We start from the raw sequence: 23,375 nt of genomic DNA, 5'->3' as shown, positions 1-23,375 counted from the left end.
CGTCTCAGGCCGGGCTCATCAGCGCCGGCAGAAGTGCGCCCGACACATGCTGCACGACATTGACGCCCTTGGCATGCACGATCGGCTGCGCATACTGGATCAGCGGCAGCACATAGGCCTGTTCGGCGATGTATTTGTCGACGGCCTTCCAGCCGGCAATGCGCTTGGCCTCGTCCTTCTGGCCCCACAATGGGTTGATCATGTCGATCAGATCCTGGCTGTCCCACACCGAATGCGGGCTTGGGCCATACATGGCGAAGCCGGTCGACGTGGTGGGATCGCCGATGGCGTTGCCCCAATTGTAGAAGGCCGCCGGCGCCAGCTTGTCGGCGGCGCGCAACTCGTAGTGCTTGGCGATCTCGTAGACCTCGATCGTCGCCTCGATACCGACCTTGCGCCACATGCCGACGATCGCCTGGATCATCTCGTAGTCCTTGGGCTTGAAGCCCTTGGTCGTCTGTATCGTGAACTTGACCGGCTTTTCGGGCGAATAGCCGGATGCGGCCAGCAATTCCTTGGCCTTTCCCGGGTTGTGCTCCACCTTGATCGACGCATCGTAGGCCGCGTATTCCGGCGTCTCCAGCGTATCGATGGGCTGGCCGTAACCGCGCAGCAGCCGGTCGACCAAAAGCTTTTTGTCGACCGCCATCACCGCCGCCTGGCGCACGTTCTTGTCCAGCATCACGTCGATGTCGTTGAAGAAGATCATGCCGATGTCGGAAACGTTCTTGCACGAGCCGGCAAGTCCGTCCTTGGCGATCAGGCGGTCATATTCCTCATAGGGGATTTCCAGCGTCACCTGCGAGGAACCGGACTCGATCTCGGCGACGCGGCTCGCCGCATCGGTGACGAACTTGATGGTTACGTTTTCGAAGGCCGGCTTGCCAACCCAGTAGTTCGGGTTGGCCTTGAGCCGCAGGAAGGCGTTGCGCTCGAATTTGTCGACCATGTAAGGCCCGGTGCCGATCGGGGCTTTCTCAAAGCCTTCGGCGCCGACCTTTTCGTAATAGGCCTTCGGCATGATGTAGCCGGTGAGGAACGACATCCATTTGAAATACACCGGGTCGAATTGCACGACGTCGCCGGTGATCTTGTTGCCGTCGATCTTGAAGTTGTTGACGTTCTTCCAGACGAACTGGATCGGGTTGCCGGTCTTTTCATCGCCCGCCCGCTGCAGCGACCAGACCACGTCTTCGGCCGTGAATGGCGAGCCGTCATGCCAGGTGACGCCCTCGCGCACCGTCATCATGATCTTGCTGCGATCCTCGTTCCAGCCCCATTCGGTGAGCAGGCCGGGCGCGAAGGAAAGGTCCGGCTTCTGCGGGATGAACTGGTCGAACACCGACTGGTAGAGACCCTGGATGGTCGGGTTGACCGCCGAAGGCCCGGTGGTCGGGTCCCAGGACGGCAGGTTGACATTGTAGGCGATGGTCAGTTCGCCGGCAGCCTTGGCGATTTGCGGCAGGCCGAGCGCCGTGGCGCCAAGTGCGGCCGCGCCATATCCGAGCAATTCTCGTCTGTTGATTGTCATGGTCGTTCCCCTGTTGCTTTTATGCGCGGTGTCGTTGTCAATCGGTGGGTTCAGGCTCCTTGGGCAACCGCGCCTTGTCCTCCTTCACCCTAGTTGAAAATTACGGCTTTACCTCCCGCCAAGTTGTTGCGCGAGCATGAAGCCCGACGCCGCCTCGGTGCCGGCGCCCGGCCATGTTGCCGCCCCGGTCAGGTGCAGATTGCCGACCGGCGTGTTCCAGCCAGCGTAACCGCGCGCCGGCCGGAACAGGAAATTCTGCGCCAGATGATGGCTGCCGCAGATCTGGTCGCCGCCGACAAGGTTCGGGTTCTCGCGTTCGAGGTCGATGGGCGAGAACACGGCGCGACCGAGGATCTTCCGGCGAAGGCCGGGCGCATAGCGCTCGATAATGTCGAGGACGCGCTCGGCGTAGTGCTCCCTAGCCTCGTCCCAGTGGACCGCCGCGATCGTGCCCGCCGCATCGCCCACAATCTCGGCCGGCAGCATGCGCACCTGCACCCACAGCACATGCTTGCCGTCGGGCGCACGCGAGGGATCGACCGCCGTCGGCTGGCCTACGACCAGCACCGGTTCGTCCGGCAGCATGCCTGACATCGCCTGCTGATAGGTCCGCGACATGGCATCGAGCGACGGCGACAGATGCACATAGGCGAACTGCCGAAGCTCGGCGCCGGCGCGCCAATCCGGCAGATCGTCGAGCGCCAGATGGATCATCATCGTCCCCGGCGCATGGCGAAATTTTCTCATCGCCGTGTCGAAGCCGGCGTCGCCCGATCCATTACGCAAAAGTGTCCCGGTCAGCGCCTTGGGCGCGACACCCGCGATGACGGCCTTGGTGGCGGTGTGGGTCTCGCCTGAAGCAAGCCGCACGCCGGTCGCCTTGCCGGCGGAAACCATGATCTCGGCGACATCAGCCTCGGTGACGATCTTGCCGCCGGCAGCCGTGAGCATGCCCGACAAAGCGCGGATGATGGTGTCGGCGCCGCCCTTGCCGAGCACCATGCCGAAGCACTGGTTGGCCATGGATTCGAGGTAAGGGAACACCGCGCCGCCGGCGATATCGGGGGCGAAGTCGAGATGCATGCCCCAGGTGGCGAGCGTCGCCCTGACATGCGGTGACTGGAAAGTCTCCTCGAGCCAGGCACGGGGTGACGAAAGCAGCAGCCGCCCCGTATCGAGCGCGCCGCCAAAACCCTTCTTGCGCCAGAGGTTCCAGGCGGTGCCGGCGAGCGCACGGCCGCTCATCGGCGAGCCCAGCAGCCGGAACAGATGCTCGGCCTCCGCCGGGAATGCCGCAACCAGACCACGCCATGCCTGTGCGTCGGCCTCGGAAAAAGCGGCTATCCGTCCAGCGGTCTTCTCCAGGTCGCTGCTGACGCCGAACCAGCGACCGTCGGGGAAGGCGCTGGCAAAACAGTCGGCCGCCGGCACGAATTCCAGCCCGTGGGTTTTCAATTCATTTGCATATTTCTTGTGGAAGCCCGAACCAGCGAACAGGCTCACATTCATCGCACCGAAGTCGTGCCGGAAGCCCGGCAGCGTGAATTCGTGCGTCTGGACGGCGCCGCCGATCGTTGGATTGCGTTCGAAAACCGCAGTTTTCCAACCTTTGAGCGCCAGATGCGCGGCGCATGCCAGACTGTTGTGGCCTGCCCCGACAAATATGGCGTCAAACTCGCTCACGCCCCGTCCCATTTCCTTTATGCTTAAAGATAATTGCAGATGCATATGTTTTCGTCTAGTAGGATATTAAGGGCCGCGAGAGCCTTCAGCACCATCGAGAAAGAGGGAACAGAGACCATGGACACACAACAACTCCTCGGCGAAGTTGCCGGCCAGCTTCTTTCCGGCGCCATCCAGGTGGTCGACCTGACGGCGCCGCTCGGGCCCGACACGCCGCTGATCAAGCTGCCGCCGGAACTGGCGGTCGACACGCCGAAGATCGAGATCCACGCCATCTCCGCCTATGACAAGAATGGCCCGTGGTGGGCGTGGAACTGGCTCAAGCTCGGCGAGCATTCGGGCACGCATTTCGACGCGCCCAACCACTGGATTACCGGCAAGGATTATCCGGACGGCGCTACCGACACCATTCCGGCGCACAACTTCGTCGGCCCGGTCAACGTCATCGACTGTTCGAAGGAAGCGGCAGCCGATCACGACTTCCTGCTCACCGTCGATCACATCAAGGCATGGGAAGCCGAACATGGCGCTATCAACGCGGGCGAGTGGGTGGTGATGCGCACCGACTGGTACAAGCGCAACGGCTCGGAAGCCGAGTTCCTCAACGCCAATGAGACCGGCCCGCACACGCCTGGCCCGACCGCCGAAGCCATCCAGTATCTGATCGGCAAGGACATCAAGGGCTGGGGCAGCGAGACGATCGGCACCGATGCCGGCAAGGCCGGCGGCATGGAGCCGCCATTCCCGGCGCACAGCCTGATGCACAAGGCCAACCGCTACGGCCTCGCCAGCCTTTGCAACCTCGACCGGCTGCCGCCGAAGGGCGCGATCCTGATCGCGGCGCCGCTCAAGATCGAGCACGGTACCGGCAGCCCGATCCGCGCGTTGGCGTTGGTGCCAAGGCAATAGGGTAGCTGCGGTCTTCGGGAGAAGATCATGTGCGCAGGCAATATCGTGATGATGGGTAGAGGGTGGCAGCTTGGCAAGGCTGCCGCTCTACGGCGCCCCCCTCTGTCCTGCCGGACATCTCCCCCTCTAGGGGGGAGATCGGCCGTCGATACTGCCTTCGCCAATCTTCAACGTTGTAGGAATGAGCGGAGCGCCGAAGCCGCTAATCTCCCCCCTAGAGGGGGAGATGTCCGGCAGGACAGAGGGGGGCGCGCAGGAACGCCAGCCCGCGCAAATGACTTCCACCTTCCACTCACCGAGAGCACGCATCGATGAGCGATATCGATCACATCATCGTCGGCAGCGGCATCAACGCGCTGGTTTGCGCGGCGATGCTTGGCGGCAAGGGGGCGAGGGTGCTGGTGCTCGAGCGCAACGACCGCATCGGCGGCTGCATGCGCACCGAAGAAATCACAGCGCCCGGCTTCATCCACGACGTGATGGCGACGACCTTCGTCCTGTTCATCACCTCGCCGGCCTATGCGGCGCTGGGCAAGGATCTGGCGCGGCACGGCCTGGAGTTTTGCAACACCTCCACGCCGACCGGCGTGCTGCGCCCGGACGGCAGCCATGCCGTCCTGCGCACCGACCGTACCGCCAATGTAGCGGCGATCAATGCAATCGCCGCGGGTGACGGCGACCGGCACGCAAACGATGTCGGCGAGATCGAGCGCAACGCCGGTCTGCTGTTCGGGCTGCTCGGCGGCAGCCTGTGGTCCTACCCAACGGCCAGGCTGCTGGCGGGTGAAGCCTGGCGGCGCGGGCCGCATGGCCTTGCCGCCTTTCTCGGCAGCGCGCTGGTGCCGGCGCGCGGTTGGCTGGAAAGCACCTACCAGTCGGAAACCATGCGCGCGCTCTGGTCCCCCTGGGTGCTGCATGCCGGCCTCGGGCCTGAGGACGCGTTCTCCGGCCAGATCGCCAGGGTCATCGCCTTTGCGCTCGAAGCCGCCGGCGCGCCGGTTGTCAAGGGCGGCGCCAAGAACCTGCTTTCCGCGTTCGAAGCGCTGATCAGGGAACGTGGCGGCGAAATCCGCACCGGCGCCGACGTCGCGGCTATCGTCCAAAGCGGAGGCCGCGCCACCGGTGTGCGGCTGACTTCGGGCGAAACGATCAACGCGAACAAGAGCGTTATCTGCTCGGTCACGCCGACCCAGCTCTACGAGCGGCTGCTCGGCGACGCGGCCTCGAAAGCCGATGTCGAGGCAGCGCAAAAATACCACTACGGCAAGGGCAATTTCCAGATCCACTATGCCTTGGACAAGCCGCCGGCATGGCGCGGCGAGGGCCTGGACAAGGTCGCGCTGCTGCATCTGACGCCAGGGCTCGACGGCGTGTCGAAGGCCTGCAACGAGGCCGTGCGCGGCATGCTGCCGGAGGTGCCGACAATCTGCGTCGGCCAGCCGCACGCGCTCGACCCGTCGCGCTGTCCAGACGGCAAGTCGATCCTGTGGCTGCAACTGCCCGAGGCGCCACGGCATATCAAGGGCGATGCCGCCGGCAAACTGCAAACACCTGCGGACGGCCGCTGGACCGAGGCGCTGCGCGAAGCCTATGCCGACCGTGCCGAAGCCATCCTTGCCAGTCATATCGAAGGATTCAAGGACAGCGTCATCGCACGTCGCGCCTATTCGCCGGCCGATTTGGAAGCGATGAACATCAACCTGGTCGGCGGCGACCCCTATGGCGGTTCCTCGGCTATTGACCAGTCGTTCCTGTGGCGGCCGTTCAAGACGAGCCGCAATCACGCCACCGGGGTCAAGGGACTCTACCACATCGGCGCCTCGACCCATCCGGGTGCCGGGCTGGGCGGCGGCTCCGGCTTTCTCCTGGCGGGGAGGCTGTGATGGAACAGAAGGTCGAAAAGCGCCAGCGCATCTCGACTTTGGGCCAGATCGGCCTGCAGCAATTCGCGCCCTATCTGATGAACCGCATCATGGGCCGCTACAACGCCACCTTGCGTGACAATTTCCGCAAGCAGGGCCTGACCATTCCGCAGGTGAGGACGCTGGCCGTGCTGTCGGTCACCGATGGCGTCACCGTCAACGATCTCTCGGTCTATACTGTCATCGAGCAGTCGACCTTGAGCCGGACGCTCGACACGCTGGAGGGGCAAGGGTTTGTGCGGCGCGAGCAGGGGGGCACCGACAGCCGTATCCGCCATGTGTTCCTGACCGACGATGGCCGCGCCGAATTCGCGCGCGCCTGGCCGGCCATGCACGACGCTTTCGAGACGATGTTCGACGACATCGACGACGCCGAATACGCGGCGCTGATCGCGACACTGCAGAAGATGCTGAAGAACATTCGCATGCACGACATCTGATCTTACGCGCCGCCAGATTCCGGCGGCAACGGAAGGAGCCCAAAATGGCCGAACGGTCTTTTGCCAAGGAAGTCGAAAAGCTCAGGCTCGGCGCCGGCGAGGAGTTTTCCGGCGAAGGCATTCTCGCCATCACCAAGGCGCTGCTGCAATGCGGCGTCGGCTATGTCGGCGGCTATCAGGGTGCACCGATCAGCCATTTGATGGACGTGCTGGCCGACGCGCAGGACATCCTTGGCGAGCTCGGCGTGCATTTCGAGGCAAGCGCCTCGGAAGCCACCGCCACCGCCATGCTGGCGGCATCGGTGCATTATCCGATCCGCGGTGCGGCCACTTTCAAGTCGACGGTTGGCACCAATGTCGCCTCCGATGCGCTCGCCAACCTCGCATCCGGCGGCGTCACCGGCGGTGCATTGATCATCGTCGGCGAGGATTACGGCGAAGGCTCCTCGATCATGCAGGAGCGCAGCCACGCCTTTGCCATGAAGAGCCAGGTCTGGCTGCTCGACCCGCGACCGAACCTGCCGTCGATCGTCAAGGCGGTGGAGGACGGCTTCGAGCTGTCCGAGGTTTCCAATACGCCGGTCATGCTGCAGGTCCGCATCCGCTGCTGCCATGTCCACGGCCATTTCATCGCCAAGGACAACAAGCGCCCGGCGATGACGGTGGCCGATGCGCTCGAGGCGCCGCGCCGCGACACCGGCCGCATCGTGCTGCCGCCCGCGTCCTTCCTGCACGAGAAGGAAAAGGTGCAGAAACGCTGGCCGGCGGCGGTGGATTTCATCCGCACCAACAAGATCAACGAGTTTTTCGGCCCGGAGCACGGCTCGGTCGGCATCGTCATGCAGGGCGGCATGTACAATTCGGTAATCCGGGCGCTGCAGCGGCTCGGCCTCGCCGACACCTATGGCGACACCGACGTGCCGCTCTATGTGCTGAACGCCGTATACCCGCTGGTGGATGACGAGTTCCTGTCTTTCTGCGAAGGCAAGGACGCCGTTCTCGTCGTCGAGGAAGGCCAGCCAAACTACATCGAACAGGCCTTTGCCGCGATGCTGCACAAGGCCGGGCGCGGCACGAAACTCGTTGGCAAGGAGCATCTGCCGATGGCCGGCGAATATACCGGCCAGGTGATGCTCGACGGCATCGGATCGTTCCTACGCGCCACCATCCCGCATCTGCTGCCAAGCGAGGTCCGCGCGCCCAACAAGATCGGCGACGGGCTCGATACCGCCGACCTGATCAACGTCGTCCCGGGCCGTCCGCCCGGCTTCTGCGTCGGCTGCCCGGAACGGCCGATCTTCGCCGCGACCAAGCTGGTCGAGCAGGAGTTGGGCAAGCACCACATCGCCTCCGACATTGGCTGTCATCTGTTCTCGATCATGCCGCCTTTCGAGCTCGGCGCCACCACCATGGGCTACGGGCTGGGGCCGGCCTCGGCCTCGGCATTCAATTCGCCCGATGCCAAGCGCCGCTCGATCTCCTTCGTCGGCGACGGCGGCTTCTGGCACAACGGCCTGACCTCGTCGATCGGCAATGCCGTCTTCAACAAGAACGATGGCGTCATCGTCATCGTCGACAATTTCTATTCGGCCGCGACCGGAGGGCAGGACATCCTGTCGTCCCGCGCCGGCAACAAGACGAAATCGACCAAGCATCCGATCACCGAGGCGGTGAAGGGCATGGGCGTCAAATGGCTGCGCCACATCGACCGCACCTACGACGTAACCAAAATGCAGGACACGCTGCGCGAAGCGCTGACGACGGACGAAAAGGGCCCGAAAGTCATCGTCGCCTCGTCCGAATGCATGCTCAACCGGCAGCGCCGCGAAAAGCCCTTGGTCGACAAGGCGATCAAGGGCGGGACAAGGATGATCAAGCCGAAATTCGGCGTCGACGAGGATATTTGCACTGGCGATCACGCCTGCATGCGGCTTTCCGGCTGCCCGTCGCTGTCGGTGAAGTCGCTCGACGATCCGTTGCGCGACGATCCGGTGGCGCATATCGACCAGAGCTGCGTCGGCTGCGGCAATTGCGGCGAGGTCGCAGATGCCGCGGTGCTCTGCCCATCCTTCTACCGCGCCGATGTGGTGCATAATCCGAGCCGCTGGGACCGTTTCCTTGAAGCCGCTCGCCGCGCCACGATCGGCCTCTTGCAGCGGCGTCGTGAAAGCCGGCGCCTGATATTCGCCGATGCTTGACGCTGTCCCATCGTCCCGTTCCAAGGCCGGCGCGCCGGACGACCAGCGCGTCATCAAGCTTGCCGTGCTGGCGGTCGGCGGCCAGGGCGGCGGCGTGCTGGCCGACTGGATCACCGACGTCGCCGAGCGCAACTTCTATGTCGCGCAATCGACCTCGGTTGCCGGCGTCGCCCAGCGCACCGGCGCCACCATCTATTACGTCGAGATGTGCCGCGACACCGGCCGTCTGCCGGTCTTCGCGCTGTCGCCGTCGCAGGGCGACGTCGATATATTGATTGCCGCCGAACTGATGGAAGCCGGCCGCGCCATCATCCGCGGCTTCGTCACGCCGGAGCGCACAACGCTGATCGCCTCGTCGCACCGCATCGCCGCGGTCTCGGAGAAGATCGAGCCTGGCGACGGCCGCGCCTCATCCTCCAAAGTGCATGCCACGGCGGAAGCCGCGGCAAAGCGCTTCATTGCCTTCGACATGGAGAAGATCGCCGCCGACAATGGCTCGATGATCTCGGCCAGCCTGCTCGGCGCGCTGGCCGGCTCCGATGCCTTGCCGTTCAGTCGCGAAAGCTATGAGCAGGCGGTCAGTGCCGGCGGCCGCGGCGTCAATGCCAGCCTCGCCGCCTTCGGCGCCGCCTATGATCGGGCGCGCGGCATCGCGAGTGCGCCTTCGAGCGACAAGACTGCAGAACCGGCGGCCGCTGAAACCGGCTCGGGCGCGGCGACAGAAGTCAGCGGTCCGGAAAGGCTGTTGAAGGGCTGGCAACAATTGGCGGCGCGCGTCGCCGCGCTGCCTGTGCCCGTGCGCGACATGGCGCTTCGCGGCCTCAGGAAAGTGGTCGACTATCAGGACATCGCCTATGGCGGCGAGTATCTCGACCGGCTCGACCGGGCGGTCGTCCTGGACAATGCCGGACATGACTACGCGCTGTCGATCGCCGCCGCCAAGCATCTGGCCAACGCCATGTGCTACGACGACATGATCCGCGTCGCCGACCTGAAGACGCGCTCGAGCCGCGACCGACGCGTACGCCGCGAGGTCGGCGTCAAGGACGGCTCCGTGCTGCAGGTGACCGAATATTTCCATCCGCGCATTGAGGAATTCTGCGGCACGCTGCCGGCCGGGCTCGGCAGCTACATCGAAAGCCGGCCGAAGCTCGCTGCCTTCCTCGACCGCCGCATCAACCGCGGCCGCCATATCCGAACCGACAGTTTTGCCGGCTTTGCCGCATTGTGGTTCATCGGCGGCCTGCGCCGCTGGCGCCGCCGCCTGCTGCGCCACAAGGTCGAGACCGCCCATCTCGAGCGCTGGTATGCGCTGGCGCTCGGCCAGGTCGGCCAGGACTACGCGCTTGGCACGGAGATCCTCAACTGCCGCCGGCTGATCAAGGGTTACAGCGACACTCATGCCCGCGCACAGTCGAAATTCGACCGGGTGCTGTCGGCGCTCGACCTAGTCAAGGGCCGCCCGGACGCCGCCGACTGGATCAGGCGCCTGCGCGAAGCCGCGCTGAAGGACGAAAAGGGCGACATGCTCGACGGCGCGCTGAAGACGGTGGCGTCGCTGGGCGACACCTCGCCGAGCTGAGGCGCTCGTTCAACCCCGGCTGCAACTCAGTCTGTCGTCCATGTCGCCTTCGGCGCGGCAGTCTGCAGGGCAATTCTCAGGCCAATGATCTCAGCGATCGCAGCCTCCAGCACCAGGACGATCGTTTCCTTCGCCACATCATCGAAATTTTCGGCGACATAGCTCAGGTCGCTTAGGACATCGTCTTCCTCTTCCATGATTTTCTCCCCCTGTTGAACGTCAGGCCGGAACGGCCGACGATGAGATGGGCTTTGGGCTGGATCGATGGAACGCGTTTCTTTCACGCTATCATCACGGAAGTGAGGCTATCCAGCCCGCTTCGCTAGGTCTTGCCGCCGCCTTGGTTGTCTGCCTGTTTTGTAGTCTTCATGCCTATGGCAGCAGCAAACATATCGGCTCCGGGACAAATAACGCCCGCGCTGCCGCGATGCGGCATCATCGCGTCATCTGCCGCGCGGCGGGGTCGTGTTGGCAATGCTCGCCCTCATCTCGGCGGCGTCAGCTTTTCCACTCGGCTGAGTGCTGGATGAAGGAGGCGCGCGGGATATGTGTTTTGGTGCCGCTTAGGTGACTCGAACACCTGACCCCATCATTACGAATGATGTGCTCTACCAACTGAGCTAAAGCGGCCCGGGAAGCCGAGCTTCCAAGATGGGCTGCGTGATAGACGCAACCGGCCGCGAATTCAAGATGGCAGCCGCGATTTCAGGACGAGGCAATTCGTGCCGCCTCCGGCCGGGCGCAAGGGCAGCCGCCGCGCGGATCTACCATCGGCCGCGTGATGCCGCGTCGGCACGCCGCGCGACCGCCACGTTGGCCGTGACCGGAAAATCAGCGAAAAATGTTGATTCCTTTACCGAAAACCACCGAAATCGGTTTTGTACCCCTCGGCAAGGCAGAATGCGGCCGCTCGCTTGTTGATTGATTGGTCGCCTGCGGCTAACGATCATGACAATGTGAGTGAAATTGCAGAGGGAATTCGCTTGGACGCGATCGAAAAAGCGATCCGCAACGCCTTCGAGAAAGGCAATGCCGACGACCGGGCGTTTCGCGAGCGGGTCTATCGATCGGCTTTCGCGGCACTCGACCGTGCCCTGCAGGCCAATCCAAACGTCACCGTGGAAGTCGCCATCAAGCGCCGCAAGGCGGTCCAGGCGAAGATCACCGAAATCGAATCGGAATTCCTGCCGGCGGTTGCCGACGTCGCCGCGCCGACCGACAGTTTGGAGACAGCACCGGCGGTGGAGCCTCCGGCTGAAACCGAAGCTGAAGCCGAGCCCGCGCCGTCGCCTGACATCGTCGTTGACGGTCCGGCGCAGTCGCCCGAATCCGATGCGCCCCGGTCACGCGTCCTGCCGGTCGTCCCCGACATCATGCCCGACGCGCCTGTTCCCGAGGCGCCGGTGATCGACATGGGGGCCTCGGCTCCGACCGAAGCCGAAATCGACGACGCGGAAGTGACGCCCGACCGCGACGACCGGCGGGCGAGGCGGCGGCGCCTGCCTTTGACCGCGATCTTCTTCGGTGTGACGCTGCTCGCAGCCGCCGGCATCGGCCTCTATTTCGCCAACCAGACCGGCGTCTTCAAATCGGCGACCGAGCTCGACACGGCGCCGCCGGAAGCGCCGCCAACGGTCGATGGCGATGATTTCACGCCGGACGACACCGCTTCGCCGCCGAAGCAGGGCGAGCAGGACCAGGCGCGCGACTGGATCAACGTTTTTTCGCCGGGCGACCCGACGCAGGTCAATGCACCGTCGGACGCCAAGGCCGACGTCATCCAGGACGAAAGCGGTTCCTTCCTGCGCATCCGTTCGGGTGCATCCGGCTCGGCCATCAGCTTCGACGTCGGGCAAGGCGTGCTGGAAAAGCTCGCCGGCAAGCATGCCACATTCGACATCATCGCACGCTCCGAGGAGGGCCAGGAGACGCAGATTTCCGTCGACTGCAATTTCGGCGAACTCGGCGACTGCGGCCGCAAGCGCTATGCGGTCGGTCGCGAGCGCAATGAATATCTGTTCGACGTGCGTCTTCCCGACAAGCGTCCGGGGGCTGCCGGGACCATCGCCATCAATTCCGACTTCGACAAGCAGGGCAAGTCGGTCGACATCTACGAGATCCGCGTCTCGATTGCGCCTTGATATCCACGCACCGGGCAATCGCTTCAAGTTTGCGCCGCCCCTCATCGCCCTGCCGGGCACTTCTCCCCGTTTAGTGACGGGGAGAAGGGGCCTTCGCCAGGGATTTCGCCAATCTGCAGCGTTGCAAAGAGGCGCCGAGGTTGCGGCCAGCCTTCTTCTCCCCGTCACTATACGGGGAGAAGGTGCCGGCAGGCGGATGAGGGGCAGCGCAAACCTGTGGTGATTGCTCGGTATTCGGACTAACTGTCGAGCAGTGCCTGCAGCGTCTCGATGCGGTCGGCTTCGGCCGCCGGCTTGTCCCAGCGCAGCCGCGAAATGCGCGGAAAGCGCATGGCAACGCCGGATTTGTGCCGCGTCGAGCGGTTGAGGCCTTCGAACGCCACCTCCAGTACGAGGCCTTGTCTGCGGTCGGCACGTACCGAGCGCACCGGGCCAAAGCGCTCGATCGTGTTGTCGCGGACATATTTGTCGATCTGCCTCAGTTCCTCGTCGGTGAAGCCGAAATAGGCTTTTCCCACCGGCACCAGCTCTTCCGATCCTTCCGGCCCGGACCAGACGCCGAATGTATAATCGGAATAGAAGCTCGAGCGCTTGCCGTGGCCGCGCTGGGCATACATCAGCACCGCGTCGACGGTGTGCGGATCGCGCTTCCATTTGAACCACGGGCCCTTCGGCCGCCCGGCCACATAGGGCGAATCCCAGCGCTTCAGCATGACGCCTTCGATGACCGGATGCAGCGGCTTGCGGCGCAATTCCTCCAGCGCCTGCCAGTCGGTGAATTCGACCAGTGGCGACAGATCGAAGCGGCTCGGATCGAGTGTCCTCACAAAAGCCTCGAGCCGGCCGCGCCGTTCGCGGAAGGGAAGTCCGCGCACATCCTCGTCACCAATCTGCAGCGCATCGTAGCAGCGCATGAAGGCGGGGTATTGCTGCTGGATCTTGGGTGACACGCTCTTGCGGTTCAGCCGCTGCTGCAGGTCCGAGAAGGTGCCCGTCGCCTGCCTGGGGTCACCGACCAGAAGCTCGCCGTCGAGGGCGCCGGAAAAATCCATCGCCTCGGCAAGGTCCGGAAAGGCGCCGGAGACATCGTCGCCGGTGCGCGAATAGAGCCGGCGAATGCCGCCTTCGCAAACCGCCTGGACGCGGATGCCGTCCCATTTCCATTCGGCCGCGTAGTCGGCCGGGTCGAGCTTTTCGAGGTCGCCGTCACCGACGGCATTCGACAGCATCACTGGCCTGAACAGCGCCAGCGCCGTTTTCCTGGGTTTTTCCGCCTTGCCCTCCAGCCAGGCAAACAGCGCCGTATAAGGCGGCGTCAGCCCGTGCCAGAGTTCCTCGATCTCGGCGACATCGACCTTGCCGAAATCGGCCAGCGCCTGCTTGGCCAGCCGCGCCGAGACGCCAATGCGCAGGCCGCCGGTGACCAGCTTTATGATGGCAAAGCGCGCCGACGTGCTGGCGCTGTCGAGCAGCCGGGCCAGCACCTGCGGCCCATCGGAACGGCTCGCCGCCTGCAGCTTGGCCACCACTTCGGCCAGGGTCGGCTCGTGGTTCGCAATGTCGACCGGCGCTTGCGGCCAGACCAGCGAGACAGTCTCGGCCAGGTCGCCGACATAGTCGTAGGAATAGCCGAACAGCACCGGATCCATGCGCTCGATCACCAGCGTGCGCAGCATCGCCGGCTTGACCGCGGCGATGGACAGATCGCCGGTGATGGCCGCCAGCGCCAGCCCGCGGTCCGGATCCTCGACGTTGCGGAAATAGTCGGTCAAAAGCGTCAGCTTGCCATTGCGCGACGGCGTCAGCACCAGCCGGTCGAGAAGCTCGGCGAAGCGGTTCATGGGAGGGGCGCCAAGGGTGGAAGCCTGCGATCCTTCGCGCCCCCCTCTGTCCTGCCGGACATCTCCCCCACGAGGGGGGAGATTGGAAGTCGCCACTGGTTTCGCCAATCTCCAGCGTTGAGGGAACGAGCGCGGCGCCGAGGCTGCCGATCTCCCCCCTCGTGGGGGAGATGGCCGGCAGGCCAGAGGGGGGCGCGACAGAACGCTATACCGGCGATTTCCACCATCAATCGCCCTCGTCCTCATAACCGACGAGATGCAGCGGCCTGGCGGCGATGCCTTCGAGTTCGCACCAGCGCACCAGCGCCTCCTCGCGGCCATGCGTCACCCAGATTTCCTCGGCGCCAGTCTCCTTGATCGTCGCCGTCAGTTCGTCCCAGTCGGAGTGATCGGAGATGATCAGCGGCAGCTCGACGCCGCCCTGCTTGGCGCGCTGGCGAATGCGCATCCAGCCCGAGGCGAAGCACGACATCGGATCGGGAAAACGCCGCGCCCAGCGATCGGCGAAGGCGGATGGCGGGCCGATGACGATGGCGCCGGCAAAGTCGCTTTTTTGGCCGGTCTCGACGGTCGCCGGTTCCAATGTGCCGAGATCGACGCCCTGGCTCTGGTAGTACTCGCTGAGCTTGGCCAGCGCGCCATGGATGTAGATCGGCTCTTCGTAGCCGGCATCGCGCAGCAGGCGCATGACGCGCTGCGCCTTGCCGAGCACATAGGCGCCGACCAGATGCGTGCGCTCGGGAAACTGCTCGGTCGATCTCAGCAGCCGGGCAATCTCTTCGCAATCGGGCGGGTGGCGAAACACCGGCAGGCCGAACGTCGCCTCGGTGATGAAGACGTCGCATTTGAGCGGCTCGAACGGCTCGCAGGTCGCATCCTTCTGGCGCTTATAGTCGCCCGACGCGACGATGCATGTGCCCTGATGCGCCACCTTGATCTGCGCCGAGCCCAGCACATGGCCGGCCGGGTGAAAGCTGACAGTGACGCCGTCGAACGCGATGGTCTCGCCGAGCACGGCGGCTTGCGTCGTTCCGGCAAAACCTTCGCCGTAACGCAGCGCCATAATATCGAGCGTCTGCTGCGTCGCCATCACCGAGCGGTGGCCGGAGCGGGCATGGTCGGAATGGCCATGCGTGATCAGCGCCCGGTTGACCGGCCGCACCGGGTCGATGAAGAAATCGCCGGGCGGACAATACAGCCCTTCCGGCCGGGGATGAAGCAGGTCGCTGGCGCGCATGGCCCCAAGATAGGCGCTAATTCCGGCGCGGGAAGCCTGTTGTAAGTCACTGCTGACTCCAGCATAGAGCGCAAGCCGGCTGCAAACACCCGGCGGAACCCGACCACATGAAACCGCTCCAGACCTCGTCCGGCGATTTGACCGCCGACCGCCGCGCCGACTATGCCGAAATGCTCTATGCATCCGGCGATCATGCGGCAGCGGCGGAATTGCTGCTCGGCGCGCTCGAACTGGCGCCGCACTGGGCGGCCGGCTGGTTCCGCCTCGGCGAGATGCAGGAAGCAGCGGGCGCGCCCGATCTCGCCGCGCAGGCCTGGACGACGGCACTGCGGCTCGACCCGGCGGACAGGCTCGGCGCGGTGCTCAAGCTGCAATTGATCGGCAGGGCAGCGGCGGCCCAGGCGCCGCCCAGCGCCTTTGTCGAGACGCTCTACGACCACTATGCCGGGAGCTTCGAGGGTGAGCTGGTCGACAGGCTCGGCTATCGTCTGCCCGAATGCCTCGATCGCGCCATCCGGGCAGCACGGCCGGGCCGGTTTTCGCTGGTGCTCGATCTCGGCTGCGGCACCGGCCTCATGGGCCAGAAGCTGCGGCCGATAGCGGATCGGCTGGAGGGTTACGACATCTCGGCCGGCATGCTGAGGCAGGCGCGCGCCAAAGGTGTCTACGATCTGCTCGTCAAGGCGGACCTGCAGGAGTTTTCCTATTCTGGCCCGAAAGCCGATCTGGTTACGGCGGCCGATGTGTTCATCTATGTCGGCGCACTCGACAAGGTGGTGAACAAGATTGCCGGAATGCTTGCCGGCGGCGGTTTGTTTGCGTTCTCCGTCGAGACGCTCGCCGGCGGCGACTCGTCTGGCAGCGGCGATTTCGCCTTGCTGCCGTCCCGCCGCTACGCGCATTCGCAAAGCTATGTAGAGCGGGTTCTGGACGCCAACGGCTTTTCGGTCCTGTCGCTGCAGGCAACGATTATCCGGCAGGATCGCCGCGAACCGGTCGAAGGGCTGGCCGTCGTGGCAAGCTTGCTTTCCGGCAGCGTAAAATCTGGCTAAGACTCCTGCCGCCGCGCAGGAGAGCGGCAGCTGCGAAAGACAAGGAGCACGTTCATGCGCTGGAACATGATGGTCTTGGCGTCTTGCCTGGCGATGGCCGGCTGCGTCGGCAATTCGATGTCCGAACGGCAGGACGAAAACGTCCAGTCCTCGCTGCTATACGACAAGGTGCCTTGCGATCAATTGCTGGCGCAACGAAACGGCCTGGCGCAGCAATATCATTTGCCGGTAGACGCCAAGCCGTCCTTCTCCAACCCGGCGACGGGCTTTGGGCCGTTCACGCCGGATATGCGCTCAAAAGCCAAGCGTGACGCCGACCAGGCAAGCGGCAAGATCGACGCCATGAACCGGTCGATCAGCCGCCGCGAATGCGGCAAGCCGGCCAAGCAGAACAAGCTCGGCCTGACCTGACCGGATCCTAATCCGCCACCTTCCATTGCTCGCGCGAGGCGCTGGCGGGATAGACGCCGAGGATGCGCATTTCGCGCGAGAAAAAGCGCAACTCGTCGAGTGCCAGCTTCACCAGCGGATCGTCGGGATGGCCCTCTATGTCGGCGTAGAACAGCGTCGCCGTAAACGCGCCGAGCTGGTAGCTTTCCAGCTTGGTCATGTTGATGCCGTTGGTGGCGAAGCCGCCCATCGCCTTGTAGAGCGCGGCAGGCACGTTGCGGACGCGGAAGATGAAGGTCGTCATCATCCTGGCGTCGGCGGAGGGGCGTTCGGCCCATTGCTTGTTCTTGGTCAGCACGACGAAGCGGGTAACGTTGCTGTCGGTGTCCTCGACATTCTCTTCGATGATATCGAGCCCGTAGAGCGTCGAGGCCAGCGCCGGCGCCAGCGCGGCCATGGTGCGGTCCTTCATTGCGGCGACCATCTTGGCGGCGCCCGCCGTGTCGCCGGCAACCGTCCCCTTCCAGCCGTTCTTGCGGATGTATTTGCGGCATTGGCCGAGCGCGTGGATGTGGCTGTGCACGGTCCTGATCTCGTCGCGGCTGACGCCGGGCAGCACCATGAGCTGGAAGTGGATCGGCAGGAAATATTCGCCGATGATATGCAGCTTCGATTCCGGCAAGAGGTGATGGATGTCGGCGACGCGGCCGGCAATGGTGTTCTCGATCGGGATCATGGCCAGATCGGCCTTGCCGGTCTCGACCGCGTTGAAGGCGTCCTCGAAGGTCGGGCACGGCAACGGCTCCATCGACGGGAACATGTTGCGGCAGGCAGTGTCGGAATTGGCGCCCGGCTCGCCCTGGAAGGATATTTTGTTGGTCTTTTCAGGCATGCGCAGAGTCTCGGGAATTGGGGGGAAGAATTTCTTAGTTGGAAAGGAGCGCCCTGGCGCGTTCGAGATCGTCCGGCGTATCGACGCCAAGCGGCACCGACTGCACGATCTCCGCATCGATGCGCATGCCGGCCTCCAGCGCCCGCAACTGCTCCAGCCGCTCGCGGCGCTCCAGCGGCGACGGCCTCAGCGCAACGAAGCGCTCGAGTGCGGCGCGGCGATACGCATAGAGGCCGATATGATGGTAGAGCGAGCCTTCGCCCCACGGTGCGGTGGCGCGGGTGAAATAGAGCGCCCTGAGCCTCGTCGCCGAGAGTGGCGAGCCGACCAGCTTGACGACGTTCGGATTGGTCTTTTCCTCGTCGCGGACGATCTCGACGCAGAGCGTGGCGATGTCGACCGCTGCGTTCTCGAAAGGCTTCAGCGCGGCGCCGATAATAAGGGGGTCGATGGTCGGCAGATCGCCCTGCACATTGACGATCGTCTCGACCGTCTTGCCAGGGTCAAGAATGGTCAGCGCTTCGAAGATGCGGTCGGAACCCGTTTCGTGGTCCGCCCGCGTCATCACCGCCTCGAAATCATGCGCGCGTACCGCCTCCGCAACGCCTTGCGTATCGGTGGCGACGACCACCCGGCCGAGCCCCGCCTCGGCGGCGCGGCGGGCGACGTGGACGATCATTGGAGTGCCGGCAATGTCGGCCAGCGGCTTGCCCGGCAGGCGGGTCGAGGCCATGCGGGCCGGGATCAGGATGAGCGTGGACATGAGGCGGGCAGGGGCTCGAAAAAGAGGAGGACAAAAGTGGCAAAAGGTCTCACTGGCAGCGCCCTTATAGGTGTTGCAACGCCGGAGCAAAAGACCTAGTTTCCGCGCGATTTGACCGCCTCGCAGGGTGGTTCACGATACCGACGGACGGAGTGGACGGATCGGTCCGCCGGAAAAGGGAGCCTGGGGCGTATGGATTCCAACGAAGTCAACAAGCTGCTCGCCGCTTTCCTCGGCACGGTGTTCATTGTCTTTTCCGTTGGCATCGTGTCCGACGCGCTGTTTGCCTCTCCAGCGCCGGAAAAGCCCGGCTTCGCCATCGAGGCGACCGAGCCCGCCGAAGGCGGCCCGGCCGCTCCCGCCGCGGAGGCCAAGCCGATCGCCGAGCTGCTGACCACCGCCAACGCCGAAGCCGGCGCCGCCATCTTCAAGAAATGCCAGGCGTGTCATTCCGGCGAAAAGGGCGGCCCCAACAAGGTCGGGCCCGATCTGTGGGACATCATCGACCGTCCGGTCGCCGAGCATGAGGGCTTTGCCTATTCTGCCGGCATGAAAGAGTTCTCCAAGGGCGGCAGCGAGAAGTGGACCTACGACAACCTGAACCACTTCATCACCTCGCCGAAGAAGTTCGTGAAGGGCACGGCGATGGGCTTCGCCGGCCTGCCGAAAGATGAGGACCGCGCCAACGTCATCGCCTATCTGCGCACGCTGTCGGACAATCCGAAGCCGCTGCCGGCACCCGGCGCCTCGGCCGAGAACGCGCCCGCCAAGCCGGCCGAAGGTGCAGCCCCTGCCAAGCCGGCAGAAGGCGCGGCGCCAGCCGCTCCGGCCGCACCCGCAAAATAACAAAACTGTAATGACATAATCCTTGAAAAAGCCGGGTTCAGCCCGGCTTTTTCGTTAGGAAAAATGCATATGCGACGACAAAGCCGCTCGGTTGCGGTTTTCAGCGGCGCCAAATGATCTAGATTGGGCCCAGACGCTATGGTGACGGCGCTATATCGCGAAGAGGAGAACGCATGACGGTTGGCCGAGCGCGGACGCTTCTGAAATCGGTGCTGATGCTGGCTGCTTTTGCCGGCGGCCTGCAGGCGGCCTTCGCGGACGAATGGCGCACGACCTCGTCGCTGATCGGCGAATCCAAATACGGCGACAATTTCAAACACTACGATTATGTCAATCCAGATGCACCAAAGGGCGGCACGCTGAATTCGGTGGCGCCCGGCACGTTTGACAGCTTCAATCCCTACATCGTCCAGGGTTCTGCCGCCGCTGGCTTCGTCCCTTTTGGCGGCGGTCTGCTCTACGACACGCTAATGGAGCAGGCGACCGACGAAGGCAGCACCAGCCATTCGCTGGTCGCTGAAGCCTATAAATATCCGGCCGATTATTCCTCGGCGACCTACCGGCTCGATCCGCGGGCGAAGTGGCATGACGGTCAGCCGATTACCGTCGACGACGTGATCTGGTCGTTCCAGGTGCTAAAGGCCAACAGCCCGCAATACAGCCGTTATTTCGAGAACGTTACCGATGCGGTCGCAATCTCCGATCGAGAGGTCGAGTTCCATTTCAGCCAGAAGGGCAATCGCGAACTGCCCAAGATTCTCGGCGATCTCGTCGTACTGCCCAAGCACTGGTGGGAAGGCAATGACGCCAACGGCAAGAAGCGCGACGTCACCCGGCCGACGCTGGAGCCGCCGCTGGGTTCGGCCGCCTACAAGATCGCCAGCTTCAAGCCAGGTTCGGAAATTGTATGGCAGCGCGTGCCTGACTATTGGGCCGCCAAGTTGCCAGTGAAGATCGGCCGAGAGAATTTCGACACGAAGCGGTACACCTACATCCTCGATGAGAACGCGGCTTGGCAGGCTTTCACCAAGGGTGGGCTTGAGGATATCAACGCGGAAAACAGCTCCAGACGCTGGTCGACGGCGTATAATTTTCCCGCGATCAAGCAAGGCGACGTCATCAAGAGGGAGTACAAGACCGAGTCGCCCGAGCCGATGCAGGGTTTCGCGCTTAATCTGCGACGTCCGCAGTTTCAGGATCGACGCATACGCGAGGCGTTGACCGACGTGCTCGATTTCGAAAGCATGAATCGTACGCTGTTCTTCGGTCTTAACACCCGCACGAGCAGCTATTTCCAGGGCACCGACCTGGCGTCCAGCGGCCTGCCGAAAAGCAAGGAGCTGGAGATTCTCGAGCAATATCGTGACAAGCTGCCGCCTGAAGTGTTCACCGAGGAATTCAAACTGCCGGTCTACGACACGCCGCAGGCGGAGCGTAAATACCTGAAGTCCGCGGTCGACCTGTTCGCCAAGGCTGGTTGGGTCATCAAGGGCGGCAAAATGGTCAATGCCCAAACGGGCCAGCAATTCAAGCTGGAGATCCTGGGACGGGACCCGACAGACGAAGTCATCGCAAATCCCTACGTCGATAATTTGCGAAGGATCGGTATTGATGCCGCACTTCGCATTGTTGACCCCAGTCAATATGTGAACCGCACCCGCAGCTTCGACTTCGACATGGTGACGGGGATCTTCCCACAGTCGGATTCGCCCGGCAACGAGCAACGCGACTTCTGGAGTTCAAAAGCCGCCGACGCACCTGGCTCACGCAATCTGATGGGCATTAAGGATCCGATTGTCGACGCGCTGGTCGACCGCGTTATCTACGCCACCGACCGCGACGATCTGGTTGCTGCCACCCATGCGCTCGACCGAGTTCTATTATGGAACTACTATGTCGTGCCGCAATGGCACAGGCCGGTGGTCTGGCTGGCCTACTGGAACAAGTTCGGCATGCCTGAAAAGCAGCCTGCCTATTTAGGCGTGGACACGGATTCCTGGTGGATCGATCCGGTCAAGGAAAAGGCGCTGGCGGCCAAATACAAGAGTGGCAATTGATGGCGGCGCTGCCCCGTCGCGACTTCCTCGCCCTGGGCGGTGCCGCCGCGGCAGCTGCATTGCTGCCCGGCCGGGCTTTCGCCACGATCCCGACCGGCGTGAAACTGCACGGCCTGTCCGCCTTCGGCGATCTCAAATACGCGCCGGATTTCAAGCATTTCGACTATGTCAACCCGGACGCTCCCAAGGGCGGCCGGATGAATTTCGCCCCGCCGAACGCTACCTTCAATCAAAGCTTCCTGACTTTCAACACGTTGAACTCGCTGGTGTTAAAGGGGGATTCGCCGCCGCGCACCGAGCTCTGTTTCGATTCGCTGATGACAAGCGCACTTGACGAGCCGGATGCGGTCTACGGCCTGCTTGCCGAATCCGTTACCTTGTCGCAGGACCGCAATGGCTTCCGCTTCAGCCTGCGGCCACAAGCCCGCTTCCATGACGGCTCGCCGCTAACCGCGGAGGACGTTGCCTTCGCATTGAACCTCTACAAAGAGCGCGGACATCCGAATCTTTCCCAACCGCTGCGGCATATGACGGATGCGGTCGCAATCGATCCGCTTACAGTCAGCCTTGCCTTCAACGGCCAACAGTCCGCGCAGAATATCCTCGCCATCGTTGTTATGCCGATCGTGTCGAAAGCCTTCTACACGGCCAACGATTTCGACGCCTCGACGTTAACCCCACCGCTTAGCTCCGGACCATACAGGGCGGGACGGGTCGCGGCGGGGCAGACTGTCGAATATGAACGCGTCGCCGATTATTGGGGCCGCGATCTGGCCGTGAACCGCGGGCTTAATAATTTCGACCGCATCCGCATCGATTTCTATCTTGATCGCCAGGCAGCGTTTGAAGCTTTCAAGAAAGGGGACACGCATTTTCGCGAAGAATTCACATCGCGGGTGTGGGCGACCGGTTACGACTTTCCGGCGCTGAAGGATGGCAGGGTCATCAAACGCGAATTTCCCGGCGAGAAATCGCCCTCCATGCAGGCTGTCGCGCTGAACCAGCGCCGTCCGCAATTCCGCGACATACGCGTGAGACGGGCAATCGCCTATTGCTTCGACTTCGAATGGACCAGGCGGGTGCTGTTTTTCGGCGCCTACGAGCGTTCGCAATCGAACTTCGAACGATCGGATTACAAGGCCGAGGGCCTACCCTCGCCCCAGGAACTGAAACTGCTGGAGCCATTTCGAGCCGAGTTGCCGCCGGAGACCTTTGGCGAACCGGTGATGCAACCCGTCTCCGACGGTTCTGGCCATGACCGTAAGTTGCTGCGCGAGGCTTCGAGGCTGCTTGCCGAAGCCGGCTGGAAGCGAGCGGGCAATTTCGTCGTCAACGATAAAGGCGAGCGGCTGCGGGTGGAAATGCTGGCCGAGGACGAGGGCCTGGTTCGCATGTTGGCGCCCTGGTCCGAGAATATGAAGGCGATTGGCATCGACGCTTCGGTCCGGCAGGTCGATTCGACGCAATTTGAAGCGCGGCAGAGCAATTTCGACTTCGACTTCAATATGCTCGCATGGTTGATCGGGGCGACGCCCACCACCGACGGTTTAGAGATCCTCTATGCTTCGCGGATGGCCAAAACGCCGGGGATGCGCAACTATCCAGGTACGGAAAGCAAAGCCATCGACGCGCTGATCGAGGCAGCCGGCAAGGCGCAGACCCGCATCGAACTCGTCACCGCGCTCAATGCCCTCGATCGGGTCTTGCGCGCGCGGCTCGACTGGATTCCAACATATTATCAGGCGAATCACCGAGCGGCCTATTGGGACATGTTCGGCTTTCCCGCTCAGAAGCCGGATTACGGCTTTCCGGTCGAGACGTTGTGGTGGTTCAACAAAGACAAGGCGGCACAGATTGGCAAAGCCTGAGATTTTCGCACAAGCGAGGCAGA

General features: G+C 63.4%; 18 protein-coding genes and 1 tRNA gene. 11 read left to right on the top strand and 8 right to left on the bottom strand.

Annotation, left to right across the window (positions count from 1 at the left end):
- Window positions 1-4: 4 nt before the first annotated feature.
- Together NKJ40_RS19840 and NKJ40_RS19835 are read right to left on the bottom strand one after the other, a co-directional pair.
- Window positions 5-1,531 carry an ABC transporter substrate-binding protein gene (locus NKJ40_RS19840; RefSeq protein WP_352467490.1) on the bottom strand — a complete coding sequence of 509 codons (1,527 nt, stop codon included), beginning with the start codon at window positions 1,529-1,531 and terminating at the stop codon, window positions 5-7.
- Between the two features lie 108 nt (window positions 1,532-1,639).
- Window positions 1,640-3,214, bottom strand: a complete 1,575-nt coding sequence (locus NKJ40_RS19835; RefSeq protein WP_352467489.1) for a phytoene desaturase family protein — start codon at window positions 3,212-3,214, stop codon at window positions 1,640-1,642.
- Window positions 3,215-3,331: 117 nt separating this feature from the next.
- Here NKJ40_RS19835 and NKJ40_RS19830 point away from each other — a divergent pair, with 117 nt between their 5' ends.
- The 5 genes from NKJ40_RS19830 (at window position 3,332) to NKJ40_RS19810 (ending at window position 10,265) form a co-directional block, all read left to right on the top strand.
- Window positions 3,332-4,123 carry a cyclase family protein gene (locus NKJ40_RS19830; protein ID WP_352467488.1) on the top strand — a complete coding sequence of 264 codons (792 nt, stop codon included), beginning with the start codon at window positions 3,332-3,334 and terminating at the stop codon, window positions 4,121-4,123.
- 311 nt (window positions 4,124-4,434) lie between these two features.
- Complete coding sequence (locus NKJ40_RS19825) at window positions 4,435-6,006, top strand: phytoene desaturase family protein (protein ID WP_352467487.1); 1,572 nt, start codon at window positions 4,435-4,437, stop codon at window positions 6,004-6,006.
- Window positions 6,006-6,485 (top strand): MarR family winged helix-turn-helix transcriptional regulator, encoded by a 480-nt coding sequence (locus NKJ40_RS19820; protein ID WP_352467486.1) that lies wholly within the window; start codon window positions 6,006-6,008, stop codon window positions 6,483-6,485. The genes NKJ40_RS19825 and NKJ40_RS19820 overlap by 1 nt, the downstream gene beginning before the upstream one ends.
- Before the next feature lie 44 nt (window positions 6,486-6,529).
- Window positions 6,530-8,683 (top strand): thiamine pyrophosphate-dependent enzyme, encoded by a 2,154-nt coding sequence (locus NKJ40_RS19815; RefSeq protein WP_352467485.1) that lies wholly within the window; start codon window positions 6,530-6,532, stop codon window positions 8,681-8,683.
- Window positions 8,676-10,265, top strand: coding sequence for an indolepyruvate oxidoreductase subunit beta family protein (locus NKJ40_RS19810; protein ID WP_352467484.1), 1,590 nt, complete (start codon window positions 8,676-8,678; stop codon window positions 10,263-10,265). The genes NKJ40_RS19815 and NKJ40_RS19810 overlap by 8 nt, the downstream gene beginning before the upstream one ends.
- 26 nt (window positions 10,266-10,291) lie before the next feature.
- Here the strand turns inward: NKJ40_RS19810 and NKJ40_RS19805 are convergent, their stop codons facing one another.
- Window positions 10,292-10,462, bottom strand: a complete 171-nt coding sequence (locus NKJ40_RS19805) for a hypothetical protein (RefSeq protein WP_352467483.1) — start codon at window positions 10,460-10,462, stop codon at window positions 10,292-10,294.
- A gap of 357 nt (window positions 10,463-10,819) precedes the next feature.
- Window positions 10,820-10,895 (bottom strand) — tRNA-Thr (locus NKJ40_RS19800).
- A 353-nt stretch (window positions 10,896-11,248) separates the two neighbouring features.
- On the opposite strand from NKJ40_RS19800, the gene NKJ40_RS19795 reads away from it, so the two are divergent.
- Complete coding sequence (locus tag NKJ40_RS19795; RefSeq protein ID WP_352467482.1) at window positions 11,249-12,406, top strand: hypothetical protein; 1,158 nt, start codon at window positions 11,249-11,251, stop codon at window positions 12,404-12,406.
- A gap of 239 nt (window positions 12,407-12,645) precedes the next feature.
- Here the strand turns inward: NKJ40_RS19795 and NKJ40_RS19790 are convergent, their stop codons facing one another.
- Both NKJ40_RS19790 and NKJ40_RS19785 read right to left on the bottom strand, forming a co-directional pair.
- Window positions 12,646-14,247: a cisplatin damage response ATP-dependent DNA ligase gene (locus NKJ40_RS19790; RefSeq protein ID WP_352467481.1), complete on the bottom strand. Its 1,602-nt coding sequence runs from the start codon at window positions 14,245-14,247 to the stop codon at window positions 12,646-12,648.
- 226 nt (window positions 14,248-14,473) lie between these two features.
- A complete protein-coding gene (locus NKJ40_RS19785) occupies window positions 14,474-15,484 on the bottom strand; it encodes a ligase-associated DNA damage response exonuclease (RefSeq protein WP_352467480.1) in 1,011 nt (336 codons plus the stop codon).
- Window positions 15,485-15,591: 107 nt separating this feature from the next.
- On the opposite strand from NKJ40_RS19785, the gene NKJ40_RS19780 reads away from it, so the two are divergent.
- Together NKJ40_RS19780 and NKJ40_RS19775 are read left to right on the top strand one after the other, a co-directional pair.
- Window positions 15,592-16,536, top strand: a complete 945-nt coding sequence (locus NKJ40_RS19780; RefSeq protein WP_352467479.1) for a methyltransferase domain-containing protein — start codon at window positions 15,592-15,594, stop codon at window positions 16,534-16,536.
- Window positions 16,537-16,590: 54 nt separating this feature from the next.
- Window positions 16,591-16,947, top strand: a complete 357-nt coding sequence (locus NKJ40_RS19775; RefSeq protein ID WP_352467478.1) for a hypothetical protein — start codon at window positions 16,591-16,593, stop codon at window positions 16,945-16,947.
- A 7-nt stretch (window positions 16,948-16,954) separates the two neighbouring features.
- Here the strand turns inward: NKJ40_RS19775 and NKJ40_RS19770 are convergent, their stop codons facing one another.
- Both NKJ40_RS19770 and NKJ40_RS19765 read right to left on the bottom strand, forming a co-directional pair.
- Entirely contained in the window at window positions 16,955-17,818 is an 864-nt protein-coding gene (locus NKJ40_RS19770; RefSeq protein WP_352467477.1) for a prephenate dehydratase, read from the bottom strand.
- A gap of 34 nt (window positions 17,819-17,852) precedes the next feature.
- Window positions 17,853-18,581: a 3-deoxy-manno-octulosonate cytidylyltransferase gene (locus NKJ40_RS19765; protein WP_352467476.1), complete on the bottom strand. Its 729-nt coding sequence runs from the start codon at window positions 18,579-18,581 to the stop codon at window positions 17,853-17,855.
- 192 nt (window positions 18,582-18,773) lie between these two features.
- Here NKJ40_RS19765 and NKJ40_RS19760 point away from each other — a divergent pair, with 192 nt between their 5' ends.
- From NKJ40_RS19760 to NKJ40_RS19750, 3 genes are all read left to right on the top strand, one after another.
- Window positions 18,774-19,427: a c-type cytochrome gene (locus tag NKJ40_RS19760; protein ID WP_352467475.1), complete on the top strand. Its 654-nt coding sequence runs from the start codon at window positions 18,774-18,776 to the stop codon at window positions 19,425-19,427.
- A gap of 173 nt (window positions 19,428-19,600) precedes the next feature.
- Window positions 19,601-21,484: an extracellular solute-binding protein gene (locus NKJ40_RS19755; protein WP_352467474.1), complete on the top strand. Its 1,884-nt coding sequence runs from the start codon at window positions 19,601-19,603 to the stop codon at window positions 21,482-21,484.
- Window positions 21,484-23,352 (top strand): extracellular solute-binding protein, encoded by a 1,869-nt coding sequence (locus NKJ40_RS19750; protein ID WP_352467473.1) that lies wholly within the window; start codon window positions 21,484-21,486, stop codon window positions 23,350-23,352. Before NKJ40_RS19755 ends, NKJ40_RS19750 begins: the two co-directional genes overlap by 1 nt.
- Window positions 23,353-23,375: the final 23 nt, after the last annotated feature.

The sequence above is a fragment of the Mesorhizobium sp. M0119 genome (genome assembly GCF_040322615.1).
GTDB lineage: Bacteria > Pseudomonadota > Alphaproteobacteria > Rhizobiales > Rhizobiaceae > Mesorhizobium.
Note: the sequence above shows the minus strand (reverse complement) of the source record. Positions and strands in the feature narration are given on the sequence as shown.